A 25,031-nucleotide genomic window follows, 5' to 3' on the forward strand; every position below is an offset into this window, starting at 1 on the left:
ATACTGTCTTTCGGAACAAAACTCTCTACTTTATCACCATTTACTGCTAAAATATCTCTACTATCATACTTTAAATTTGCTATGCCAGTATTAATGCCACTAGCATTTTTTGTTGTATCAGCTGAATTACCTGTTTGTGTTTCCGCGAAGGAAATAGATGAATAATTAATAGTGCATAAACTAACTAATAAACATGTAAGGAATTTTATTCCTTTATTATTTTTCGTAATTTTCAAGAAAATCAACTTCTTCCTTTTTTTTCGTATTAAGGTATGATAATTTTTTGTAAATAATTGCCAAATAGTGAACTTACATAAATGCTTTTAAAAGTTCTTGAACGAATGGAAGTGCTCCACCTACAAATTTTAAAATTGTCATTGCGATTGTCATATTATTTCCTCCTCTTTTGTTGTTGCTAAGATGTGATTTATCTTTATACTCTTATTATAGTAAGCGCTTACATTTTTATCAATACATTCTTATATGCAATATTACATATAAGAATGTAGCAAGCTCCCTTTGCATTGTTAATAAGAGTAGCATTAATCATATTTTTTATACCGATTATGAAAAATGAAAGTGATAATGTAAAGTTGTTATTACAACATATTTTCCACTTTCAACTTAGTTTTCATTAGAATGTTTTTCTACAAAATCAAGGATCCTAGCATTAACTTCGTTAGAGAACTCACCATTGATTGCGTGAGATGCATTTTTCCAGTTAACTATATCGATACCTTTAACATATTTTTTCCCAGTTTCAACTGCTTTTACTGAATTGTGCATTGTACTTTTTTCGGCCATTAATGCAAGCACTGGAACATTGATATTTTTTAAGTCTTCTTTACTAAATAGATCAGGCGCTGGCGTTTTAAGTTTATAGTTACGCATACCCGACTCGATTAATTTAGCAATAGGCTCATCGTCATTTGTTTCTGCTCCTCCAGAAACATAGCTTAACATCTTTTCTCTTATAAACTTAGGTACAATAGGGACGGAAGCTGGAATAGATGCTAGAATCATCTTTACGGGCATTTGCGCAAATACAAAGACTGGGTCCAATAAACTAGCCGAAGCAATATGCTCTGGATTATATCTGGCCAAATTCATTGTTGTCCAACCACCAACTGAGACACCCACGATATGCACTTTTTCTAAACCTAATCCTTCAATCACTTCATTTAACCATTCTGCTTGTTGTTTTTGGTTTTCAATCACCTTCGTTTGCACACTCATTCCAGGTTCACCAAGTAAATCTATCATGTAAACAGGCCTTTCCTCCCTTAGCCCTTCTAAATTGGGTGCCCACATTGGAGTAGATGCACCACGTCCAGGGAGTAAGAGTATTGGTTCCTTATGTTTATTTTCCTCTTTAGTAAAGTAATAAGCACGAACTGTGCCATATTTAGTTTTTATATCTTTCGTATCGTTAGGCTTTGGAAGAAGTGCCATTGATTCATCGTAAGCAATTTGAAAGTCTTCCTTTCCTTTTTCAGATGTAAAGTGACCAATCTTATTATCATCTCTCTTCATTTTAATTCCTCCTTTCGACAAAAATATTGATGAGTTTTATCAATATAATCATGGCAATAATCCATTAAAAATTTATCTTATTCTGGCCAAAACTCACTTTGGTTTAACAATTTAGAAACGGTAATATGATTGCTCGAAAAGCAGGAACAGGGCGTGTCAAAGCCGAAGAAATTGACACTGTGATAGGTGAATATATTCACCCATCTGCTTTGTTATGCACAGATACAGCCACTAACTACAAGAAATTCGCAAAACTTAAAGGATTACTACACGAGACTGTAAATGAACGACAAAAACAACAGCCTTTTAGAAAACAACCTTTAGAAAAAAGAAACAACCTCTACTATAATTGACGTTGTATGAGCTTAGCTTGATAGCGATGGGGTAGCGTCACACATCCATCAACTTAAGAAATTCTCTGTTCCCCAAAACGAAAAAAATAAGATGAACCCTTATAAGGGCATGCCCATCAACCTAAGATAAGTATACTTACCCAAAACAAGTAAAAAGAAAAATTTATGCAGCTAGGATCTTAATAACATCTTTCATACTGAAAGATGTTCAGGCTGTGGAGAAAGTCTTCTCCACAGCCTATTTTTGTGTCTGAGCCTCTTTTTATCTGTCAACACTGATAAAAAAGAGGAAAAGGAGAGATTTCTGATGATGGATGCATTAAAAAATCATCGCGATGAACGCGTATCAGTTTCTGTAGAAGAGTTAGTTCCACACGATCATTTTCTTCGTGCAATTGAAGCCACTATTAATTTTGATTTTATTGAGGAGAAGTTACGTCCCTATTACTGTGAAAACAATGGTCGTCCCTCTATTCATCCTATCGTTTTATTTAAAATGATGTTTATTGGTTATTTTTACGGTATTCGATCGGAACGTCAATTAGAAAAAGAAATTAAAACAAATATTGCGTACCGCTGGTTTTTAGGGTTTTCTTTATCAGATTCCGTTCCAGATCACTCCACAATTAGCTGGAATCGTCGCACTCGTTTTTTTCATACAAACATTTTTGAAGAAATCTTCGATGAAATCGTACGTCAAGCGATGGAACATCGTATGGTGGGAGGACGTGCATTAATGACAGATTCCACTCACGTAAAGGCGAACGCAAATAAAAATAAATTTGTGCACCAGAACCGGATTACGTGTAAGTGATTTACTTAAAATGGAAACGACTGAGGTTTTAAAACTGAAGCGAAAAAAACGGAAAGAATTTAAAGTTAAAGAAGGAAAAACAAAAAAGGAGCGTATCATAAATATTACATCTATTTTTGAGGAAGTATTTCCATACGCTGAAGATCTAAAAAGTACCTGGTTATTTCCTTCTCGAAAAGGTGATAAACCCATTAGTAAAATTCAAGCCTATCGACAATTACAAAAAGCCGGAAATTTTGCCAAAGTAGAATCTATTGGTACTCATACTATGCGTAAAACATTTGGATATTGGTTTTACAAGAAAACAAAGGATATTGCTATGCTACAAGAAATACTAAATCATAGCACACTACAAATTACATTGAGATATATCGGAATTAATAAGGAAGAAAAAGATAATGTACTTGATATATTCCGCATCTAATTTAAATTAGATGCTTTTTTATTTTGTTGAAAATATATGAGGTACTGTCAACAAACGTTAAAATGTTGATGGTACCTCATATAGGGCGGATTAGCATTTTTCTTAGTCCCCTTTATAGGGTGTTTTTTTATAAACTGGACTTTAATTTAAGACTCTTTTTCATACCTCTTTCGGACGGGAACACCAATTGACCATTTGTAATCAATAAAAAACGCTCCATTTGTGGAATTAGTACATGTATGATTTTTATACCATTGGAAAACTCTTTGACTGGAGAATAATAGATAGAAAAATGTTGTTGGTGTAATCGTTCTTGCAGTTCTTCGATGTAAAGTATTAAATTACGTTCTGAAAATCTCGGTAAATCCTCAAACGAAACATAAGTGGCTGGAAATTGATTAAATACGGAACACATATTCATTTCTGCACAAGCATAGTGACGAGGATACGGCTGTAAATGATTCAAAAAATGCTCTCGATGTGCTAGCTCATCACCAATATTTGCAGAAGCGATATGATTCACCTGAATCAGTTCTGTAATACTTCGCAAGATAGCATATTCAGGGTATAAAGATGTACCGAGCCCAAATATACCAGTATGCTTTTTATTTTTTGTAACAGCTAATATAGTTGGAATTGCAACTTCCGTTGTAATATCCAATAGTATAATTTCCTCTTGTAATTCCTCTTCTGCGTGTACAATCGTTTCTTTTAGGGATGGTGGAAGCGTATTTGGATGAATTATCTTTAATGTATGATCTGGCATATCATAATAGAAATGCTGAAGTAGGAATAAAGAAAAGGCATCCCTTTCAATGACTTCATTCGTTGCATGAATAATTGCTTCATGTAAAGTGGAACCAATGGCTGTGCCACTATTAGAACTGTATCGTTGTACTTTCTGATACTGATAAGTATCCGTTTCAATTGGATGTTGCATATAATGTGGATTAGCAATAAAAAATGGATACCATACATGTTCTTGTGTATCATTCAAAGCATAGTATTTTTTACAAAGTAATTGTTGATCTGGTTCTTCTACTATCAATTGCATAACACGCTCTCCGTCAAATATTGGGTTCTTCGCAATATGATGAGAAGAGAAAAAATCACACTCTTTCATTGATATGTTCTCCAGAGTATAATGCTCTAAGGCCTCAAACAATGCGCCTAATTCATTGTACTTCCCTTTTCCTACGCCGAATGATTCAATCTGTTGATTTAAATTAAATAATTCCACGTATGTGGTTTGTATTTTATCTCCAAAAGCTTTTTTTTTCACTGAAAAATTTAATTCTTTGAACGTATCCATAATACGTTGATGCGCAATTTCTTCTAAGGTTTCTCTTTCCCAAGAATATAGCATTCTAATAACCCCCAGTTAAATATAAAGTAAATGAATACAAACTTTCATGGATTTATGTATAGATAAAGAGGACATCATAAGATTGTCCTCTTTATCTTCTTTATTTTTTTTCTTGTAGTTTCTGTAATTCTTTTGTTTCAGACACTGTTAATTTAGGTTCATGCTTTTCACTTGTTACTATAATCCAACGTCCCATAATGAACTCCTCCTTCATTATATAATCATGTGGTACATCCAAATTATAGAGGGGAAATATTGGAAAAACAACCTATTATTATGAAAATTCAAATTTCTCAACAAATTCTATTTCTATAATTACACTTTTGAGTGTAATTATAATTTTTATGTATTTAGTGATAAGGAGAACTCTCAATATGTCCATATAAGTATACCTTTATAAACGATAATGCATTTTCCTTATTTTTGAATGAGTATTAGCAAGTGAATTTTTAGTATAAGGTAGTGAAGTAGGTATCAGCACTCGAAGGGGTTCTTTTATTTTCTCAATAACCGATATAGATAAATATGGTAAAATGGTAAGTGGATGGGAGTCCAATACATATTATTAAGATTAAGATGGTTCAAGTCGGAGAAAGGCACCTTAGGGTGTCTTTTCTTTTTTCAAAAGGACCTGCTCATATATCCTCTAAAAACATAAGGTAATGTAAACCGTTAAAACACATGAATGACTCAATGTTTTCCCCTCCTATTGAAAGGAGGAACTATTATGGGCTTTGGTGGTAGTTGTGGTGGCTTTGGCGGCGGATTCGCTTTACTAATTGTACTGTTCATCCTGCTAATTATCATTGGTTGCAGCTGTTGGGGCGGAGGATTCGGCGGAGGTTGCTAAAAACAATTAGAAAAGGCACTCATATGGGTGTCTTTTCTTTATTTCTTAAAGGACCTGCTCATATATCCTCTAAAAACATAAGGTAATGTAAACCGTTAGAACACATGAATGACTCAATGTTTTCCCCTCCTATTGAAAGGAGGAACTATTATGGGCTTTGGTGGTAGTTGTGGCTTTGGCGGCGGATTCGCCCTAATCATTGTGCTCTTTATATTATTAATCATAGTTGGAGCTGCTTGCTTCTGCTAAAAAACAATCAGAAAAGACACTCTTATAAGTGTCTTTTCTTTATGGGGTCTCGCCACACATCCATTAACCTAAGATTTTAAAGTACCTCCTCCTGTTGGTTTGAATTGAACTACCCCCACCTACCTCTAACAATTGGGGTGCACTTCACTTCGTTTAGAGGAGGGGGTCTTCTCGGTTAAAATGATAAATTAATGCTGGGCTAAAACTCCTTTATAACTATCCATATCAATAATCTTTCAGCTTTATCCCGTTAGCAGCTTTCGCTATCATTTTCGAAATCATCTTAAATTGTACAACCATAATGGTTGGTATACGCAACATTAAATTGCGAAGAAAGATTTTGAAGTTTGATTTTTCAATCATACTCCCGGCAGCTATTAGTCCTATTTTTTGATTTTTCTCAACAAACTTTCTCATTTTTTGTTCGTAGGCAACAAATGCACGGGCGAAATCGCCATCTGCAGCTTTGAGTTCACCAGCTAATACAAAAGCCCCGACAAGCGCCAGGCTAGATCCTTGACCCGATAGAGGTGATGGGCCATACGCCGCATCGCCTACCAATGTAATCCGCCCCTTTGACCATGTCGGCATGTGAATCTGGCATATCTCGTCAAAATAAAAGTCTGTCGCATCTCTCATGGTTTTGAGTAGATGCGAGGTTTCCCAACCTGTATGGCCTAAGAAGGCATTTTCTACAAATTTCTTTTGAGATTCTATATCATAGCGGTCGTACTTCAATGCCTCTGATTGGAACAAGAACATACCCCTTGCTTCGGTATTGTCACGAGCGCTATACATACCTACTGTTTTGCCTGGTATCGTATAAAGCAGCTGGCGGTGGTCGAGGTTGAGGTAATTCTCGAGGGTGAAAATCGAGATATAACAGCCAAGCGTACGTTTAAACTGTGCTTCGTCGCCAAAAGTTAAGGTGCGCACATTAGAATGGAGCCCGTCCGCACCGATGACCAGGTCAAATGTCTGTGGCTTGCCATGAATAAATTGAACTTCTGCACCAGCTTCAGTCTCATGTATAGCGGTAATCGAATCGCCCCAAATGTATTCAACCGTATCCTTGGTTAAATCGTACAAAATGTTACTAAGATCGTCACGCATGATTTCGATGTCCAGCCCCTGCTGGTTCCCCATACTCGCTTCGCTTATTTGACCTTCGAACTTGCCTTTGCTGTTCACAAAGTAAACACCAGTCATGTTCGTGTCAGCTGCACGAACTTGATCAAGTATACCCATCCCCTTAAGCACCGTAACGGCTGCACCACGGATATCAACCCCGTAACCACCCGTGCGCAATGCTGGTGCACGTTCTATTACAGTCACGTCGAATCCGTGGCGGTGAAGCCAGTAAGCGAGTGCCGTGCCGGCAATGCTCGCACCAGAAATAAGGACGCTCATCGTTTGTATCATAATTGCTTATTCACTCCCATCCTAATTAAAGTCTTAACATATCCACAGTATATTCACGACCTATTCTACTTATTTACCACAACAAAATAATAGGAATTTAATTATTCAACAAAATGGCCCAATTCAAAAAGATACGTCTTTTTATATGCATGCCTCGATTTTGATTAAAGATTAATTTCAGTAGCTTTCAAAAATATTTAATATAAAAATCGTGTCTCAACTTTCCGCTCAGCTGAGCATATATTCTCGTGATTTCACTCTTCTCATGACCAAGTAAGCTTTGTATTACTTCAAGTGGCGCACCGTTGTTAATCATATGTGTAGCATAGCTGTGACGTAATTGATGAGGATGATGTCACCGAAATAACGTAATAAGAGATTATATTGAAAACAATATATTTTTAAAGTCAAAGGTGAATATCCCTCAATTTTTTTATCTAATTGATACTGTTCCCAGGCCTCAGATAATAACATTATTCTTCACGCTCCCATTCTATAAATCAATTAATCTAGATTCTATTATGTTCAAGGAGAGTCTCTTTTATACGCTAGTTATTCAACAATCGTAGAAAACAAAAAAATTACTTAACCATGAGAACACTTGAAATACAAGAAAAAGACGCTTTCTCTATAAAAGAATAGCGCCCGATAGTTGAACAACGACTACTTAATTATTTATTGTTTTTGGTTTGAGAAATAAGTGAAATATTATTCAGAATCAAGTGATGAAAAAGGACAAGTCCTAATTGGACCAATATTGAATCAAGTTGATAATTAAAAAAGAAGAGGTGATACTAACAGTATGCTTTCTCTAATAAATAAATCAATCTTTCTTTTACTGACTCCCATTCATCATTAATAATACTGTAAAATATATTGTCTTGAATGGTTCCGTCTGCCTTTACTCTATGTTTACGAAAAGTTCCCTCTTTTGTTGCTCCTATTCGTTCAACAGCTTTTTGAGAACGTATGTTTTCTCCACTAACTGAAAATTGGACACGATTTACTTTTAATTCTTCAAAACAATACTTAAGTAATAAGAATTTACATTCTGTGTTTACTTTTGTTCTCCAAACTTTTGGTGAAAGCCAAGTCCAACCTATTTCCACATTACGATTTACTTTATCAATACCACAAATTTGAGTTGTCCCTAATACTTGACCTTTCAGTTTATCCTTAACAATAAAAGGTATATGTTTCCCATCTTTTTTATTATTAACAGCTATCATTAATATTTGCTCTATATCCTCCACTGTGGTAACTTTTCGCCAGGAATATTTCCATACTTCAGGGCTTTTTAAAGCTTCAAATAATTGTTCCTTATGCTTCACCTCGAGAGGAATAAGCGAAATTGAATTTCCTTCTAGAGATATATCTGTTTCAATAATCATAGTATTACTGTCTCCTTTTTAAACAGAATATTCTTTAGTTCATTTGAGTTAGGACAGCACCACAACACATTCCTTCACAGCCTTTGCAAGGCAAGTTTCATTCCATCACCTCCAATAATTTAATGATTTTTACTAGCGTTCAAACTTGCGGGAACAACAAAAAAGCCTTTAGAACGGCTTAAAGATAGCTCTTTAAGCGACTGTCTAAAGACTCGAATCTGTATGTCTTATATGATTACAAATGAGAAAATTCAAATAGTTCGTACTATAAGTGTACCATTTGATGAAGTCTATAGCAATATTTTAAATTTGCCACTATCCAATTTTCTTTTAAAATGATCCTCCTGTTACTTTAAAATAAAGTTTGATCAAATCGATACTAATAACCTTGATAAACGATCTTAGAAAAGAGCGTTTTTTAAAAAAAGATTGATCAAAACACGCTCTTAATATTTTTAGTTGGTTCATTCTTTTATAAAAAAGTTTGGTCATTTCCTATCTATGTTGCTCAACAATCGCGCCCGATAATTGAAGATGTAGCTTTTGAATAAAGTTTGATTAGAAATGTTTTGAAAATCCTTATTTAGTGAGAACCAAAAAGAATTTATTTTGAAAAAAGTTTGATCAAAAACAGAATAATCATTGTAAATTAGTGTACAAATTTTATAAAAAAGTTCGATCAAAAGTTTTCATGAAACTTGCTACAACAATGTTTTCTTTAAAAATCCCCCTCTAAAACGGTTAAACTTTTTTCAAATCATCGCAACTTTTTTATAAACGGTGCAACTTTCTTCAAAACGGTACAACTTTCTTTTAAATCTACAGAAGATCATTCACGTGATTTTATAATTCAAACCTTTTTGACACTATTTCAGCTACTTCTGCAGCATTCAAATTTGTATTATTAATTTTTATGTAGTTCTCATTTTTAATTTCACCTTTATGGGAGTTCAATCTGTATTTTTCCATTGATTCTCTTAGTTCATTCTCCGACCAAGCAACGTTTCTTTTGGTAGGTTTATGCTCAAGTCGATGCGGACTTTTATTTCTTTCCAGCCTCTCGTCCATATCGGCTTCTAATTCCACAAAATAAATAGTGGCACCCTGGGATTCAAAGATTTCACATGTCTGGTCTACGAAGTCCCAATCCTCTTGTTGATCAAAAGCCCACACATATGTAAAAATCAAACCTTCCAGTTCACTCTCAGCCACTGCCTTGAATATTTCTTTTCTAAATAAAGTTGACACCCTCCACATTTCCGGGCTAAAGCTGAATAAGGGCTCAAGTAATTCAATGGTCATATGGTTATGAAATAGTTTCAATCCAGTTACTTTAGCTAACTCTTGCCCTACTGTCATTTTACCAACTGCTTGCGGACCAAATATAAGTACAAATTTCATAGACTTCCTCCATTAATGATTTTTTATTATTATATCAGTAATTTCAAGTACCCTTTTTCACAAACTTCATACTATCTGAAAAATTTTAGGCTGTTCAGTAAATACATTCCACATTAACGTTTTTAATTTGTTTACCTGAAATAGTTATGCTGTTAAATGGCCCTTTTCATGAAGAAAGACGCTCTCCTTATTTCAGAAAAGCGCCCTATTCTGGAATAAGCTAAATACCCATGTCAGTGTAAAGTTTCCTTATTAAATTAATGTAAAGAAACTTTAGATTCAATTCTAAATGAAACTACTTGATATCAAATTTTTACGTCGATACACACTTAACACGATACCCATTAAAAACGCATTAAATAGAATTGGCATCAATCCATAGCTAATAAAAGGTAATGATATAGAAGCGATCGGTAATAAGCCTATGATCATTCCAACGTTATAAATGAACTGGACTACAAAAAGAGTCATTCCACCAACAAGAAGCAATTTACCATACCGAGCATTTATTTTATAAGATATGACCATTATCCTTGCTACAAAAAGAGAAAGAATCAAAACAAGGATTAGCGCAAACAAATACCCATAATAGTAAGTCAAACTTGCAAACACAAAATCAGTATCTGCAGCAGGGATAGACTTTACATTTCCAGATGTACCAAACCAACCTGCTGATGACATTACCTCTTTTAAACGTATATACATAAACCCTGCGCCACCTGCATCTTGCTCTGGATTTATGTACCCTAAAATTCTAGCCATCCGGTATCCTTTTACTGAGGACCAGGAATAGAATACTCTGATAATAAATAAACAAATTGGTACAATTGTAATGATCCATGCCTTTTTCTTTCCTAATTTACTCCACCAAAGCATAACGAATACCATCGTGATATAGATAAAAATTGGTGAAAGAATTGATATAGTTAAGAATAGATACAAAGAAAATAAGTACAATATCAGAAGATGCATAACTTTTAACCTACTGTTATTGAAAAAAGAAGCCCAAGCTAGAAGAAAGAACGGCACTGCCATTAAACATTCAATTGCGATGGGACCAATTTTTATTAACGGCTCTCCATTCATGGAAGCGTTTTGAAAACAGTATAGCATTAAAAGGATGAGTACTCCGATTGTGTAAAACAGCCATCCTAGTCTCTCTAATTTCCGATAATCAATCAGCATCATCCCAAGAGCCGTTGCAACACCGAGAATAACAAATATCACCTTATTTATTAGTAAATCATTCGTATGTCCAAAAGCTACAACTGGCAAAAAGCCTAGCCCCATAGCAGTCACTAATAAAATAATAATGAACCAATCGACCTTTGGCTTATGAAGTTTGTTAAGTTCTTGACCAAGTTTGATTGGACTTCCCATTTGTTCAACAGCCTTGTCTTCAGCAACTTCCTCACTTAACCCTTTCTCTATCCACATATTCTTCGCCTGTTTCAAGTGAAAATCCAGTTCAGTTTCCACAAGGTTCTTCGCTTCTTTTGATTTAATATGATTGGTAACTTCTTTTAAAAAACGCTCCCCTTTTTTATTCAAATTTGTCTCACCCCTGTACTAATCCTTTTAATATAAATCGTGCCTTTGTAGAATTTTTTTCTGCCTTTCGTAGCATCTTTCTTCCCTTATCATTTAATTGATAATATTTAGCTCCTGAATGATCCCAACTTGATTGGATAAAACGATTCTGTTCCAGACGATGTAATAAGGTGTATAAAAAACCTTCATTTCCTTCGAATTTTTGAATCCCTCTCCCACGCAATAGCTGTGCCAATTCGTACCCTGTTTTTTCATTCATGAGAAGTTGCAAAACTGCTAAAAGGATATCTTCTTCATTTTCGTATGATTGATTAATTTTTTCGTGTACCTGCTTTCGATGCTGATCAGAAAAACTCAAATGTTTAAAAGTTGTATTCTCCATTGATTTTCGTAGACCTTTTAATCGATCTTCCATTTGATTATTCCTCCAATCCTTTCTTCAAGAGTTCCTTGGCTCTTTTTAGTCTTGTTTTTATCGTGTTTTCCTTCACTTCTATTACCATAGCAATATCTTTGATTGGCAATTCTTCATAATAAAAGAGATAAATCACTTCCCGATATTTTATCGGTAAATTCATTACTGCAGAAGCCAGCCTACGGTCCTCTGCATTTTGAATAACAGTTTGTTCAACACTTTCTTTTTGAATCCCAATATACGTAAATTCATCCTCTGTAACGATTACCTTTTTGTTATACCAACTTTTTATATAGTCCTTACAATGATTAATGGCAATTCTCCACAACCATGTTTTTACATTTGATTTCCCTTTGTATGTATGAAGAGATTTATAACATTTAACAAATATATCTTGCGTTAAGTCCTCAGCGACCTCTTTATTATTCACATATGAATAAACAAGCTGTAAGATTTCCTGTCCATACTTGTTCATTATCTCATCTATAAGGTCCTCCTTATCTTCTATTTCAAACGCCTCTGCTGTTAATTCATCCACATCAGTTCCTCCTTCCCATTTATTAGACGACGCACTCCATTGAAAAGTTTTATAAATCCCTAAAAAAAAACGGTTTGCAATGTCCATACCGTTTTTTAAACCTTTATTTCAAGCTTAATTTTTCTTTACTAAAAATAAATCTTTTATTTTAACAAAGGCATATCCCTTTTTGTTTTCTAAATAATTCTCTACTCTAATTTCTTATTTTACTCCATGAAATTCATTATCCTGCCACCGTTCGTTTAATAAGACTTATTCAATTAAATGGCCCAATAAAAGAAGACGCCCTCTTACTTAAGAATGGCGCCCTTTTCTTGAATAAACAAAAAGCTGATATTAACTGGTATTGTTCAATTAAAAATCCTCAACTGTTAGTGATCAAGGATTGTAATCATTCTTGTCCCTTGTAGTAGAGTACCGGCGATCATGTCAGTGCCCTACGACTTTTTGGCGAGTATTGGATCGAGAAACTTAATTCATTGGGCTTCCTCGTCGGCCGAGGGGCCGTAGATGCCCGGCACCGGAATATCGAGAAGTCGCAAATAAACCCCGAGCTGCGCCCGGTGATGAACCATGTGGCTTAATCCGAAGGTGCGGAGCGCGATCGCCCGCGGCTCTCGGAGGATGATATGGTCGCCGTGGCGCAGCGTCCATTCCTCGTCGAGCGTTTTCTCTTCGCATTCGGCGAGCAGATTTTCCAACTTGCCGACGTTTGCGTCGAACTCCTCCAGAACGTCAGCGCGTTTTTCTAAAGGCTCGCGCCTCAGCGGCACGGTCGAAAGATCGAACTCCGGGTACTGAAAAATCGCGACTTGCCAGTTTAGCAGGTTGATCAGGTGCGTGGCCAGCCCGCCGAGCGCCATCGATTTCTCATGCGGCTTCCACGACATATGCTCCTCGGGCAAGCGTTCCAGAATGCGGCGCGTAGTGGCCAGTTCATACGTTGCGTCGCCGACGATCAGTTTTTTGACCATAAATTCCTCTCCTCCCTTATGGGGTATTGTAAAAGCAATTAACTTATTCTAGCTGCTAATGTTAAATATCATAGAAGAGTCAGATCATTTTAGATCAACAATTGTTTGATTAAAGCTATCTGTTAGCTGAAAGATAGAGCTGTGTAAACAGATCTCGTTCTCAACAAACGTCACCTTTTTGACGAAAAAATGGATTACTCTTCTCTTACCTATTTCTGATGAATCACATTATCAGAATACCAATAAAAAGCATAATCAGTCATAACTGAAGAATCACCCAATTGATGCAACATAGCTGAAATATTCCCTCTATGATAGGTTCCATGATTTACAACATGTAAGATCATTTCAGATAGACTTGTTTCTCTTAAACTCGCCCATGGATTATCCAGCATAATTCTCTTTTCTATATCCTCCTGACTTTTCAAAAAGGATTTAAACCGAGTTGATAAAGTGTGGAATTCCATTTCTAGGTCTTCAATGGGCAGTTTCTCTATCTTTTCTTGAAGTTGTAATGAAGATTGCATTGCTTCGTTCATATTCTGACCTTCGAGGATATTAAGCCATCCATAGTCCACTAAATAGATATGTGACAAAACCTTTGAAACAGAAGAAAAGACACTTTTCATTTCCTTTTGATATTTCTCAGGAGAAAGTGTCTTAAGATGATCAATAATCCGTTGATTTGCCCATACATGATAGTTATATAGATTTTCCACATGATTAACCATACAATCGCCTCCTTATCATCACATTTTTTAATATTCTTTATCAGAATGAATTATGCCTTTAAATATTATTACTTATCTGATGAGATCTTCAACTAAATGGCCCTTTTCATGAAGAAAGACGCTCTCCTTATTTCAGAAAAGCGCCCGATTGTGAAATTGGCAAAGGCAGTCTAATTATCGAATAGCCCTCTTCCTCTCAGATTTGCAGAAACAGGCTCCTTTCCTATTTCACGTGCCCATATAGATATCTGGCCGATATGGTGAATTTCGTGGACAATGACATGACGTATGATCTCTCCGTGTGTACATTCAATGACTCGGCGCCTAATTGGTGCATCTCTAGAGCTAATCGGTTCTTCATTGAAATCAGTTTCTGAAAGTTTCCGAGAATCCATTTCATTTGTCCAAGATGTTACAAATGGCTTCACTTTCTCGTGGTATTGAGCTGAAAGATTTTTCACTTTTTGTAAGTTAGCATAATCTTCAAACAATGGCTCCTCAGGCACTGGTTCACCTCGCAAACCTAAGATCCACATATATTCCACATCTACAATGTGAAATAGGGTATGTAGGATACTGCCGAACCCACCGATCCGTTTCTTTAATAGTTCTTCATCCGGTATGTCTTCGCACAATGTAAACCAATCATCACGAACTTGCCAGTTATATTGAAACAGTTTCAACATCACAGTAACCTCCATCTTTTAGATTAACATTTAATATTCACCAAAAAACTTCAAAATCCCTATTTAAATAATAACTCTAAAAAACCTGTTAAAATCCTCTACAAACTGGCCCTTTTCATGAAGAAAGACGCTCTCCTTATTTCAGAAAAGCGCCCGATTGTTGAAGAAGTGACAATTACTATCGAGTATTTCCTAATGATATTTATTGTATTTTATCTTTGAAATGTGCAATATTATTAATTCCCATTCAAATGATAGATTAGTTGCACAACGCCAGACGAGAACGTTCTGGTATTAACCATTTTTAAATTCAACCTCTGTTTTATATCAATAAACAACGGTCTTCCTTCTCCCAAAATAACAGGATGAACAGATAATCTAAATTCATCAACAAGCCCTAAATTGATAAAAGTTGTAATAAGGCTTGCTCCACCATATATCCAGATGTCTTTACCAGGCTTATTCTTTAATTTATTTACTTCTTCAAGAATATTATCATTTATGAATATTGCTTTATTATCAGTCCCTTTTTGCGTTCTGGAAAACACATATTTTTCTTTACTATGAACTAACTCCCAAATTTCTTTTTCAGTATCAGTATCTTCAATTTCTGGACTAAATTGTCCCCATAAATCGTAGCTTTTTCTTCCATATAAAATAGTATCAATTTGATTTAAGAAATTAATAAATCCCATTTCAGGGTCCATGATGCACCAATCAACTTCCCCGTTTTTCCCTTCAATAAAACCATCTAAAGTAACTGCTAAATCTAAAATTATTCTTCTTGGTCTTATGTTATTGGACATAATTCTTCCTCCCTTTAATCTTTTAGATATTGTTTCTCCCGCCAAGTTTTTTTATATTTTCATTATTTACAGCATTTATTTCTGAATAAAGTTACTGATGTTATTAAACTGCTAACCTACCCTTTAACTTAATAAAAATTATCTCAAATTCCTATTATTTCCACAATTAGTTATTCAAGAATATGGCCCTTTAGTGGAGTAACTTTATTGCTACTCAACAGTTCCTTAATCCGCCTTTCAGTTCAGATATTCTTTTCACTTTTCATTATAAAAACACACCTTTAGATAAACAAATCCAAAGGGGTAAAACATCGCAACTTTTTTATAAACGTCGCGACTTTATTCAAAACATCGCGTCTTTTTTATAATCACCGTGACTTTATTTAAAAGCGACACCTCCATAACAAAAATTTTATATCTTTGCAGATATATTTGAGTATTAAGCTCATTTTTCCATTTTGTGGGGTGATAAATTACTTAGCTTGATAGCGATATGGTGCTACCCCAAATAGGAGAAATAAAAACAGATGCTGGTTTCTAGCATCTGTTTTTATTGTAAGAGATTTCTAAAAAATAATACTTTACAAACACAACACCTTTAATTAGAATAGTTCATATAATTCGACAAAATACGACGAAAAATAGGGGTTTAAATTTCAGAAAAAGGCGAACATTCACGACTTTCCTGTTGCATCGTCCCTATAAATCTAATAGGTGGATAAGATAATAAAATTAGATACCCAATATGGGACAGTGTTAATGGAATCGATTCCCATAGAAATTTTGAAAAGAATATCGGTAAATTTATCGCATATTTCAATCCCTTATATTGCAAAGTTAATAGTTTTGCTAATATCTATATAAATTTATGTATACCACAAGCATTAGAAGAACATACCTTACTTTTTAAAGGGGATACAGAGAATATGAGTAAGTTATTAAAAAAGAAATCTGTTACACAACTGTTAGAGCATAATAAGAGTAAGACCTTAACGAAAACATTAGGAACATTTGATTTGATTATGTTAGGGATAGGTTCGATAATTGGAACAGGAGTTCTTGTGTTAACTGGATTAGTAGCAGCGAGAGATGCTGGTCCAGCAGTTATTTTTTCATTTATACTTGCAGCGATTGTTTGTGGATTTATAGCTTTATGTTACGCAGAAATTGCTTCTACACTCCCGACTTCAGGTAGTGTATATACGTACTCCTATGCAACAATCGGTGAGTTTGTAGCACATTTAGTAGGTTGGACGTTATTCTCAATATATATCGTAGCAACAGCAGCTGTCGCTAGTGGATGGACAGGATATTTCCACAACTTAATAAGTGGATTGGGATTAGAGATACCCAAAGCTCTGTTAACGATTCCATCACAAGGTGGTATTATGAATCTACCAGCGGTAATCATTACATTGATAATAACATGGATGTTATCACGTGGTACAAAGGAAAGTAAACGTATCAATAACATAATGGTGTTAATTAAAATTGGAATGGTTATATTATTTATTGTAGTTGGTGTATTCTATGTAAAGCCAGAGAACTGGGTACCGTTTACACCATACGGTTTAAGTGGCGTTGTAACTGGTGGGGCAGCCGTATTCTTCGCTTTTATGGGATTTGATATATTAGCAACTTCGGCAGAAGAAGTGAAAAATCCACAACGTAATCTTCCCATCGCTATTATTATATCGTTAATCATATGTACACTTATTTACGTTATAGTGTGCCTTGTTATGACAGGGATGGTTTCCTATAAAGAATTAAATGTACCTGAGGCAATGGCTTATGTAATGGAAGCCGTAGGGCAAGGGAAAGTCGCTGGTGTAATTGCTGTAGGAGCTGTAATTGGTCTTATGGCTGTTATTTTCTCGACTATGTACGCAGCAACACGAGTATTCTTTGCAATGAGTCGTGATGGACTGTTACCAAAATCACTTGCGAAGATTAATAAGAAGACTGGAGCACCAACCTTTACAATTGGATTAGCAGGAATAGGAAGCTCTGTGATAGCTGGATTTATTGATTTAAAAGAATTAGCGAATTTAGTTAATATTGGTGGTTTGGTAACGTTCGCACTAGTTAGTGTATCGGTTATTATCCTTCGTAAAACACATCCAAATTTAAAACGTGGATTTAGGGTACCGTTTGTACCCATATTACCAATCATTTCAATTATATGTTGTGTGTTCTTAATGCTAAATTTACCATTAAGAACATGGGTGTACTTCAGTATTTGGATAACTATTGGAGCAGTAATATATTTCATTTATTCGATAAAGCACAGTAATTTAAATGAAGAAACGATTTCAAAAGCACATGATAAAATGGCGAGATAATAGTCACAAGCAATTCTATTAATAATCATATCGATAGTTGAGTAACATAGATATCAATGAAATTTCAAGAAGCTGACTTCTGTTGAATACAGAAATCAGCTTCTTGATGTTACATAACTTTTTTCGAAATGCCCTTTACAAAAGGGACAGATTAGTATTATCCCTTACTGATTTGATGTTCATATAAATAATTTTATACGCAATCACTTTAGAATCCTTCGATAAAAAAAGATAAAGCATCGTATCTTTTTTATAAACATTACAACTTTATTCAAAACATCGTGACTCTGTTTCAAATTCACAGTTGGAAATAATGCATCACCCGAAGGAGTTTAAGCTCCTTTATCCAAATCCAGATATACCTATGTATCTTGCTAAAATCCCTCTAAGGGGTCACCATACATGCCCATCAACTTAAGAATTTTATAACGCCCCCCAAAACAAAAAATTGTACATTTTCACCTGGAGATGCCAATTTTCTCGTTTTGGGGTATTTGCTTTTCTTAGCTTGATAGCGATGTGATGGGTTTGAACCAGAAAGGTATATGTTTAACCATAAAAACTATGAAAAAATTTATCCGATGTCATTTGTTGCCTACTTGCTAAATTCAGCAAGTAAAATATTTTTAAAAGGATCAGGACTGTTAGCTCTACCCATACTGTTCAAATTGACGGACAACGTATGTTTGCCTCCAAGTGTACCCCCAGCAAAAGTAACAAACCCTGGAATGCTACCTCCGTGTCCCCATATTGAGACACCGTTTGGAAGCTTAGTTTCATAGATTCCAAGACCATATCTGCCGAGTTCAGCTTCTCCTGTAGGAACTGTAGTAAGCATTTGCTTTAGTTGCTGTTCCTTCAGTAATTTGCCACTGAGTAAGTGAGAGAAGAATTTGTTTAAGTCGTCAGCAGTAGAAATCATATCTCCAGCCGAGCTACCCATACTTGGGTTATAATAAGTAACGTCTTTTAGCTCACTTGCTCCGTCTGGTAGGAAATATCCACGGGCATGCTTGGTGCCTGGAATAACGCTTGAATTGCCAGGTAGGAATGTATTCGACAATTCAAGCGGTTCAATAATCCGATTTTCAATCTCTTCCGCATAGCTGTTTCCGGTTACTTTTTCAATAAGGATACCCAGTAATACGTATCCTGTGTTTGAATAAGACCAGCCCTTTCCTGGGGCAAAGTCTGGGGGCAGAGAAATCCCCATCTTTACTAATTCTTCAGCCGTATACGATTTTTTTGTATCCATAATATCAAAGTCTTTTGACCTTGTGTATTCAGCGATACCACTTGTATGGTTCAATATCTGCCGGATGGTAATCTGTTTACCATCATATCCGTTTCCTTGAATGACACCAGGCAACCATTTTTCGATGGAGTCGTCTAGATTCAGGCGGTTCTCTCCAGCTAATTGAAGTACAACCGTTGCGGTGAACGTCTTCGTCACGCTGCCAATGCGAAAGCGAAAATCTGTTTCCATTGGTTTCTTGGTGCTCAGATTCGCTACCCCAGCGGCATAACTCCACGTTTTTCCACCCTCGGAAGTTTTAGTAAGTATCCCCGGGAATCCAAGATGCAATGTATCCCGCATTGCTTGTTTGACGGAATTACGATCTCGCTCAGTGCTTGTTTGTAACGAACTAGATACATTTTGATTGGGCTCTGCTTTTACAATTGAGGTGGGCGTTGTGTATAACAGGGAACTTCCAGCTATAAAAAGGGCCAGACTTGCAAATGTAATTTGACTACGTGTTTTCATAAGGCATTCCTCTCCTCTATTCATATTGTATAGGTGGTTGCTTGCTGTTTCATACTAACCACACATCTATCATCTCCACCAATGACAAAAGGTCAACATTGAATTCGTAATCATCTTCATAATTATTATTTTTACAAACGCCATTCTCTCCTAACAAACGGTAAATCCCTCTTCTTCCACATGTATGTTAACCCCAGAAATTACTTCTTTTCCTTGAAACACTCTTGTTACTGGTTTGTTTTTCATATATAAGTCATATCTGTTCCGCCTTTCACGCCTCTTTATATTTTGATCATACACAATGAAAATCTCTTTTTCCTTACCCATTCCTTACAAATTACTTACGTTCAAAATAGCTTCTATAATAGGGTAGAAGGAGAATCTGTGCCGGAAAGTTCAAAATATTTTCCAATAAATATATGAATCAAAAAGAAACACAGAGGGTTTTTGCTTCTGTGTTTCTTTTTTTCGTCCTTTAAATATTAAGGAGTCGGTTTACTCTTAACAGGGTGAATTCCGGCTCTTTTCTAATGTGATTTTTCTTCTTGTGATACAACACAAATGACATTGTGTTGTATGAAACACTCCTAACGTTGTTAAAATCACTTGTTTCTAATTGGAAATTTATTTAACCTAGGGGGGACTCCATATCCATCAGCTTAAGAAAAATAAACGCCTGGATAGGCTACACTGAACTAGACAAAAAAAATAAGGTCAAGTAGACTACAACTAATATATTTGAGGAGAATCTACTATGACGAACAATAAAAGAGAAAGAAGAACCTTTACAGCGGAATTTAAGCACCAAATGGTTCAACTGTATCAGAATGGTAAACCAAGAAAAGACATCATTAAGGAATATGGATTAACACCATCATCATTGGATCGATGGATCAATCAAAATCATACGTCTGGCTCGTTTAAAGAGAAAGATAATAAGACCGCTGAACAACTAGAGTTGGAAGCGTTGAGAAAACAAAACAAACAACTTCTTATGGAAAATGATATTTTAAAGCAAGCAGCGCTGATACTAGGACGAAAGTAAAAGTAGTGAAGAATAACCTACATAAATACTCAATATCAGCAATGTGCAATGTCCTACAATTATCAAGAGCAACGTATTATTATGAAGCCAAACAAGCACAAGATACAGGAGATGAATTGTCACCACTCGTGAAAGAAATCTTCCGAGAGAGCCGTCAGAACTATGGAACACGAAAGATAAAAGTAGAACTAAAAAAGGTAGGATATGTGATTTCACGTCGCCGTATTGGGCGAATCATGCAGAACCAAGGTTTAGTATCGAACTATACGATTGCACAATTTAAGCCGAAGAGAGTTAGCTGTAACGAAGAAAACATTTCAAACGAACTCAATCGTCAGTTCAACCAACAAGAAGAGCTGGCTGTAGTCGTAAGTGATTTAACATACGTCCGTATGAACAAAAAGTAGAACTACGTATGTTTATTAGTCGATCTCTTTAATCGAGAAATCATAGGCCATAGCGCAGGCCAAAAGAAAGATGCCGAGCTTGTTTCACAAGCTTTCGCAACGGTGAAAACAAACTTAAATCGGATTACCTTATTTCATACAGATCGAGGAAATGAGTTCAAAAACAAGCTGATCCATGACACGTTAGAGACCTTCAAAATCCAGCGTTCATTAAGTGCGAAAGGCTGTCCATATGATAATGCGGTAGCGGAAGCAACCTACAAAATCTTTAAAACAGAGTTCGTTCGCGATCGTCATTTCACAAGTTTAGAAGAATTGATTTTAGAATTGAACGACTACGTAAACTGGTTTAACAATGTTAGAATCCATGGCACATTAGGCTATTTGAGCCCTGTTCAGTACAGGCAGGAACACCTTAAAAAAATTGTCTAGTTTCGTGTTGACACACCACGCCCTCAAAACGAAAAAATGAGCTGACTTCTCAAAGTAACTACCTGTAGAAAAAGAAAATGTTCATTTAGGGGGTATATTAAAACCTTAGCTTGATAGCAATAGGGTACCGCCACATCGCTATCAAGTTAAGAAATACATTCTTCCCCAAAACGAAAAAAACGAACTAAATTTCTATGGACAACTATGAAAGGATGAAATTTTCGTTTTGGGGATACTTCAAAATCTTAGGTTGATGGGCATAAGGTGCTACCCCTTATAAAAAAGTTTGATCATATCTCAAAAATTTCTTCAATCCCCTTCATTACTTCAAAGGATCCTGAACTTTTGTTTGAAGGTATCGCTATCTTGATTCCTGATTTAGGATAAAAAGCAGAATGGAAGCTCACGCCAGGGTCATATCCCATTACATGATACTTAATTATAGATTTTTCCCTTTTAGTGATCCAAAGTCCATATCCATAATCTACCCCATCTTTAACATGGATTTGCGAATTTAAAAGTATTTCTGTGTATTCTTTACTTAAAAGCTGATGATTTAACAATGCTTCCCAAAATTTGATCATATCTGATGGTGTAATAAAAGCCCCCCCATCAGCTCCACCTTTTATTGGAATCGAGTAGGTATTTGTTCTCCATGTTTCATCTTTATTATCTATGTACCCATAGGCAGTGCTTTTAGGGAGTCGATCTAAAGGAAAATATCCTGAGTCATTCATTCCACATCGTTGGAAGAGATTTGCTTCAATATAGTCGGTAAAAGAAAGTCCTGATTGTTGTTCCACGATTAAACCTAAAACAATAAATCCTGCATTATTGTAGTGGAATTTCTCTCCAGGTTGGAACATCATCTCCCCATTTTGAAATAAAGGAAGAAAATCTTTTGCGTCATTCAAGAGATACATAGGTATTTGTTTCCAAAGGTCTTCAAAGTCATCCATTACTTGTTCATCAAAATAGTCCGGTATTCCAGAACTGTGGGTCAAAAGGTGATGAATTGTTACGCCTTTGTTAAAATGCGGAAATTTTATGTTCAAACAATTTTCAAGACGAGTTTCAAATGATAGTAAACCCTTTTCAACGAGTTGGCAAATAGCAACAGCTGTAAACAACTTACAGCCAGATGCAATTCCAAAACGTGTATGAACAGTATTCAATTTTTTATCCGCCCTGTTCGCATAACCAAATGCTGATTCAAATAAGAGTTCATTGTTAGCCTTGATGTAAATAGCTCCAGAAAATTGTTCATCTATTATGTTATGAATTGCTTTAGTAAGGTTTAAAACTCGATTGCTCAAAATAATCCCCCTTATTCATAGATAGTAATGTATTATTCCCCATTTTAGTACGAATTTCCTTTTACTCATTAATACCAGAAAAGAATAAAGTCCAGTTTTTCAGGACAAGATTTTGAGATGCCCCCATTGCCATCAAGCTAAGATTTTGAAGTACCCCCAAAACAAAAACTTTATCTCACCACAGTTGTCTATGAGAATCCAGTTCATTTTTTTCGTTTTGGAGAACGATGAGTTTCTTAACTTGATAACGATGTGGCGGGACCCCATGCCCATCAACCTTTTATTATGAAGTAACCCCTGAACGTATTATATTATTGTTTTTTTATTAACAGACATAAAAATGATTCATTTGTTTTATTGATAATTCCCAGACATAATTGCAATATGTTTGTATATATTTAAACTAAATTGATTTACGTTTGATTTTCCAGAAAGAGATGGGAAATATTAACAACAATAAAATAATGGGTATATCACCTACAAAGAGCTGCAAAAAGAACGGAACCAGTACGGAAAAGATGCTTTCGTGAAAAATTTCAAAAAATAAGCATTATTAGCTCTTAAAGAAAAATGACTAGAAAAGTTACAACCATATGGAGAATAAGGTTATACAAAAAAGGTCCTAAAAGGGGGACAAAATTATGGAACAAAGAAAGTATTCAGTAACACCTCAAGATCGAATGAATTATTTATTAGGTCTTTATTCTGCAGATCAACAAATTAATGCAGTTCTTTATTTTCCTGTAGGTATATCAAAGAAAATACTTGAACAATCAGTAAGGATAACGTTACAATTGCAGCCAGTTTTGAACAGCCGGTTTGTAGAAAATGATATTCCTTACTGGGAGGAACATTCATCTGGCACTAACTCACCTATTTGCCTTTTTGCAGAAGGAAATAATCAAGAACTTGAAAAAATGGTAATAGATTTTATTAAGGAACCTGGTGATCGTATTCAGGGGCCTATGGTTCAAACAAAATTATTACGAGGCACTACAACAGATATGTTAGTTGTGAAATTATCTCATCTATGTTCAGATGGCACAGGAGTCAAAGAATATATTAATTTGCTTGGAGCAATTTATACTCACCTTTCCTTGGGACGATCTAAGGATCAAATTATAAAGGAATTTGGTGAGGGAAATGAGAGTTTTCGAGATCAATCACATGTATTCAAATATGCTGGAATATCGGACGTAAAAAGTGCGTATCGTCCTAACCAAGAACAACAGGCATCGTTATGGTCTTTTCCATCTCAACCCAACAAAAATAAATCCCCCCAAATGTCCGTACGGCGGTTGAGCCATGAGCAAACTCTACGTCTAACCCAATGGACAAAAGCACAACAGGCTACCTTGAATGATGTAATCATGACTGCATACTTCCGAGCTTTATCACATTTCACTGTGTATGCAGAACCTCGCACCGCAGAAAAAATGATCGGTTTGACAATTGATTTACGTCGATATCTGCCTAATTATACAACTGGTGCTATTTGCAACTTATCCGGTATGGAAATGCCAGTGATTAAAATGGAAGATGATGAATCATTTAATCAGACTCTTGTTCGAGTTAAACAATCAATGGATAAAATAAAGTCTCAAAATCCAGGTCTTTCTTCAGCAGCAGGAATGGAGCTACTGGCAGGTATGAAGCTATCTACGGTGAAGGAAATGTATAATCAGCAATACGAACAGGCTTTACAGATGGGGATGGCGTTGCCATTACTGACAAATTTCGGGGTGATCGCTGATGAACCTATTCAGTTTGGTGAAGTTCAAGCTGAGGACGGGTATATGACATCACCCATTATGTATGCACCATTCTTTTCAATGGGTGCAAGCTTTTATAATAGAAGACTTACATTTACGATTGGTTATCATGCGCCGGATACATCAAAAGAAAAGGTAGACAAATTTTTAGAAAGTGTTGTTAATCAACTATCATAAATAAAATAAAAGAGAATATAGCGCAAAAATTTCTAGCGGAATTGTATTTTAGGGGCTCGTCTCATGTACGGCTAATCTCTTTTATAAACTCTATATTTACCAGACAGGTCTTACTCCCGATAAAAATTTATCTTCGCTTGCTTCATAAACTATTTTTGTTAAATCTTCTCTGATCGCACCTATCTTTATGTTTTATATTTATGGAAAATCGTAGTGAAAAACAATTTGCACCGCGAGAAAAACAAGATATATCGGCATAAAAGTACTAAAA

General features: G+C 35.4%; 18 protein-coding genes and 6 pseudogenes. 8 read left to right on the forward strand and 16 right to left on the reverse strand.

Annotation, left to right across the window (positions count from 1 at the left end; translation table 11 throughout):
* Positions 1–245, reverse strand: a pseudogene (locus tag ACM6HU_RS11405) (alveolysin); the annotation flags it as partial.
* Positions 246–624: 379 nt separating this feature from the next.
* Positions 625–1,533: an alpha/beta fold hydrolase gene (locus ACM6HU_RS11410; RefSeq protein ID WP_016113577.1), complete on the reverse strand. Its 909-nt coding sequence runs from the start codon at positions 1,531–1,533 to the stop codon at positions 625–627.
* 107 nt (positions 1,534–1,640) lie between these two features.
* On the opposite strand from ACM6HU_RS11410, the pseudogene ACM6HU_RS11415 reads away from it, so the two are divergent.
* From ACM6HU_RS11415 to ACM6HU_RS11425, 3 pseudogenes are all read left to right on the forward strand, one after another.
* A pseudogene (locus ACM6HU_RS11415) lies at positions 1,641–1,817 on the forward strand (IS1595 family transposase); the annotation flags it as partial.
* Between the two features lie 376 nt (positions 1,818–2,193).
* A pseudogene (locus ACM6HU_RS11420) lies at positions 2,194–2,679 on the forward strand (transposase); the annotation flags it as partial.
* Positions 2,675–3,124: pseudogene (locus ACM6HU_RS11425) on the forward strand (tyrosine-type recombinase/integrase); the annotation flags it as partial. The pseudogenes ACM6HU_RS11420 and ACM6HU_RS11425, both read left to right, overlap by 5 nt.
* A 127-nt stretch (positions 3,125–3,251) precedes the next feature.
* Here the strand turns inward: ACM6HU_RS11425 and ACM6HU_RS11430 are convergent.
* Positions 3,252–4,490 carry a YcaO-like family protein gene (locus ACM6HU_RS11430; protein WP_016113574.1) on the reverse strand — a complete coding sequence of 413 codons (1,239 nt, stop codon included), beginning with the start codon at positions 4,488–4,490 and terminating at the stop codon, positions 3,252–3,254.
* Between the two features lie 727 nt (positions 4,491–5,217).
* Between ACM6HU_RS11430 and ACM6HU_RS11435 the strand changes: the two genes are divergently transcribed.
* Together ACM6HU_RS11435 and ACM6HU_RS11440 are read left to right on the forward strand one after the other, a co-directional pair.
* The gene (locus tag ACM6HU_RS11435; protein ID WP_077295728.1) at positions 5,218–5,340 is read left to right on the forward strand and encodes a YjcZ family sporulation protein; all 123 of its coding nucleotides are present in this window, start codon (positions 5,218–5,220) and stop codon (positions 5,338–5,340) included.
* A 150-nt stretch (positions 5,341–5,490) separates the two neighbouring features.
* Positions 5,491–5,589, forward strand: a complete 99-nt coding sequence (locus tag ACM6HU_RS11440; RefSeq protein WP_077295726.1) for a YjcZ family sporulation protein — start codon at positions 5,491–5,493, stop codon at positions 5,587–5,589.
* A gap of 225 nt (positions 5,590–5,814) precedes the next feature.
* Here ACM6HU_RS11440 and ACM6HU_RS11445 read toward each other — a convergent pair whose 3' ends face one another.
* The 11 genes and pseudogenes from ACM6HU_RS11445 to ACM6HU_RS11495 form a co-directional block, all read right to left on the reverse strand.
* Positions 5,815–7,011 carry an FAD-dependent monooxygenase gene (locus ACM6HU_RS11445; RefSeq protein WP_016113572.1) on the reverse strand — a complete coding sequence of 399 codons (1,197 nt, stop codon included), beginning with the start codon at positions 7,009–7,011 and terminating at the stop codon, positions 5,815–5,817.
* Positions 7,012–7,198: 187 nt separating this feature from the next.
* Positions 7,199–7,363, reverse strand: a pseudogene (locus tag ACM6HU_RS11450) (tyrosine-type recombinase/integrase); the annotation flags it as partial.
* A gap of 442 nt (positions 7,364–7,805) precedes the next feature.
* Positions 7,806–8,402, reverse strand: a complete 597-nt coding sequence (locus tag ACM6HU_RS11455) for a GNAT family N-acetyltransferase (RefSeq protein ID WP_016132966.1) — start codon at positions 8,400–8,402, stop codon at positions 7,806–7,808.
* Between the two features lie 843 nt (positions 8,403–9,245).
* Entirely contained in the window at positions 9,246–9,803 is a 558-nt protein-coding gene (locus tag ACM6HU_RS11460; protein ID WP_016113567.1) for an AAA family ATPase, read from the reverse strand.
* Positions 9,804–10,088: 285 nt separating this feature from the next.
* The gene (locus ACM6HU_RS11465) at positions 10,089–11,354 is read right to left on the reverse strand and encodes an FtsW/RodA/SpoVE family cell cycle protein (RefSeq protein ID WP_016113566.1); all 1,266 of its coding nucleotides are present in this window, start codon (positions 11,352–11,354) and stop codon (positions 10,089–10,091) included.
* 7 nt (positions 11,355–11,361) lie between these two features.
* A complete protein-coding gene (locus ACM6HU_RS11470; protein ID WP_016113565.1) occupies positions 11,362–11,769 on the reverse strand; it encodes a PadR family transcriptional regulator in 408 nt (135 codons plus the stop codon).
* Positions 11,770–11,773: 4 nt separating this feature from the next.
* Positions 11,774–12,307 carry a sigma-70 family RNA polymerase sigma factor gene (locus tag ACM6HU_RS11475; RefSeq protein WP_414848186.1) on the reverse strand — a complete coding sequence of 178 codons (534 nt, stop codon included), beginning with the start codon at positions 12,305–12,307 and terminating at the stop codon, positions 11,774–11,776.
* A 476-nt stretch (positions 12,308–12,783) separates the two neighbouring features.
* Positions 12,784–13,281, reverse strand: coding sequence for a DinB family protein (locus ACM6HU_RS11480; protein ID WP_414848187.1), 498 nt, complete (start codon positions 13,279–13,281; stop codon positions 12,784–12,786).
* 209 nt (positions 13,282–13,490) lie between these two features.
* Entirely contained in the window at positions 13,491–14,012 is a 522-nt protein-coding gene (locus tag ACM6HU_RS11485; protein ID WP_097969794.1) for a DinB family protein, read from the reverse strand.
* 170 nt (positions 14,013–14,182) lie between these two features.
* Positions 14,183–14,698 (reverse strand): DinB family protein, encoded by a 516-nt coding sequence (locus ACM6HU_RS11490; protein WP_016131647.1) that lies wholly within the window; start codon positions 14,696–14,698, stop codon positions 14,183–14,185.
* Positions 14,699–14,934: 236 nt separating this feature from the next.
* Entirely contained in the window at positions 14,935–15,504 is a 570-nt protein-coding gene (locus ACM6HU_RS11495; RefSeq protein WP_016113561.1) for a dihydrofolate reductase family protein, read from the reverse strand.
* Positions 15,505–16,430: 926 nt separating this feature from the next.
* On the opposite strand from ACM6HU_RS11495, the gene ACM6HU_RS11500 reads away from it, so the two are divergent.
* A complete protein-coding gene (locus ACM6HU_RS11500; protein WP_016113560.1) occupies positions 16,431–17,846 on the forward strand; it encodes an amino acid permease in 1,416 nt (471 codons plus the stop codon).
* A 595-nt stretch (positions 17,847–18,441) separates the two neighbouring features.
* On the opposite strand, the gene ACM6HU_RS11505 is transcribed toward ACM6HU_RS11500, so the two are convergent.
* Positions 18,442–19,611, reverse strand: a complete 1,170-nt coding sequence (locus ACM6HU_RS11505) for a serine hydrolase domain-containing protein (RefSeq protein ID WP_414848188.1) — start codon at positions 19,609–19,611, stop codon at positions 18,442–18,444.
* Between the two features lie 754 nt (positions 19,612–20,365).
* Here ACM6HU_RS11505 and ACM6HU_RS11510 point away from each other — a divergent pair.
* Positions 20,366–21,495, forward strand: a pseudogene (locus tag ACM6HU_RS11510) (IS3 family transposase).
* 290 nt (positions 21,496–21,785) lie between these two features.
* Here ACM6HU_RS11510 and ACM6HU_RS11515 read toward each other — a convergent pair.
* A complete protein-coding gene (locus tag ACM6HU_RS11515) occupies positions 21,786–22,811 on the reverse strand; it encodes a serine hydrolase domain-containing protein (protein ID WP_016113387.1) in 1,026 nt (341 codons plus the stop codon).
* Between the two features lie 641 nt (positions 22,812–23,452).
* Between ACM6HU_RS11515 and ACM6HU_RS11520 the strand changes: the two genes are divergently transcribed.
* Positions 23,453–24,760: a condensation domain-containing protein gene (locus tag ACM6HU_RS11520; RefSeq protein ID WP_016113386.1), complete on the forward strand. Its 1,308-nt coding sequence runs from the start codon at positions 23,453–23,455 to the stop codon at positions 24,758–24,760.
* Positions 24,761–25,031: the final 271 nt, after the last annotated feature.

The sequence above is a fragment of the Bacillus sp. IT-79MI2 genome (genome assembly GCF_949768135.1).
GTDB classification, from domain to species: Bacteria; Bacillota; Bacilli; order Bacillales; family Bacillaceae_G; genus Bacillus_A; species Bacillus_A pseudomycoides.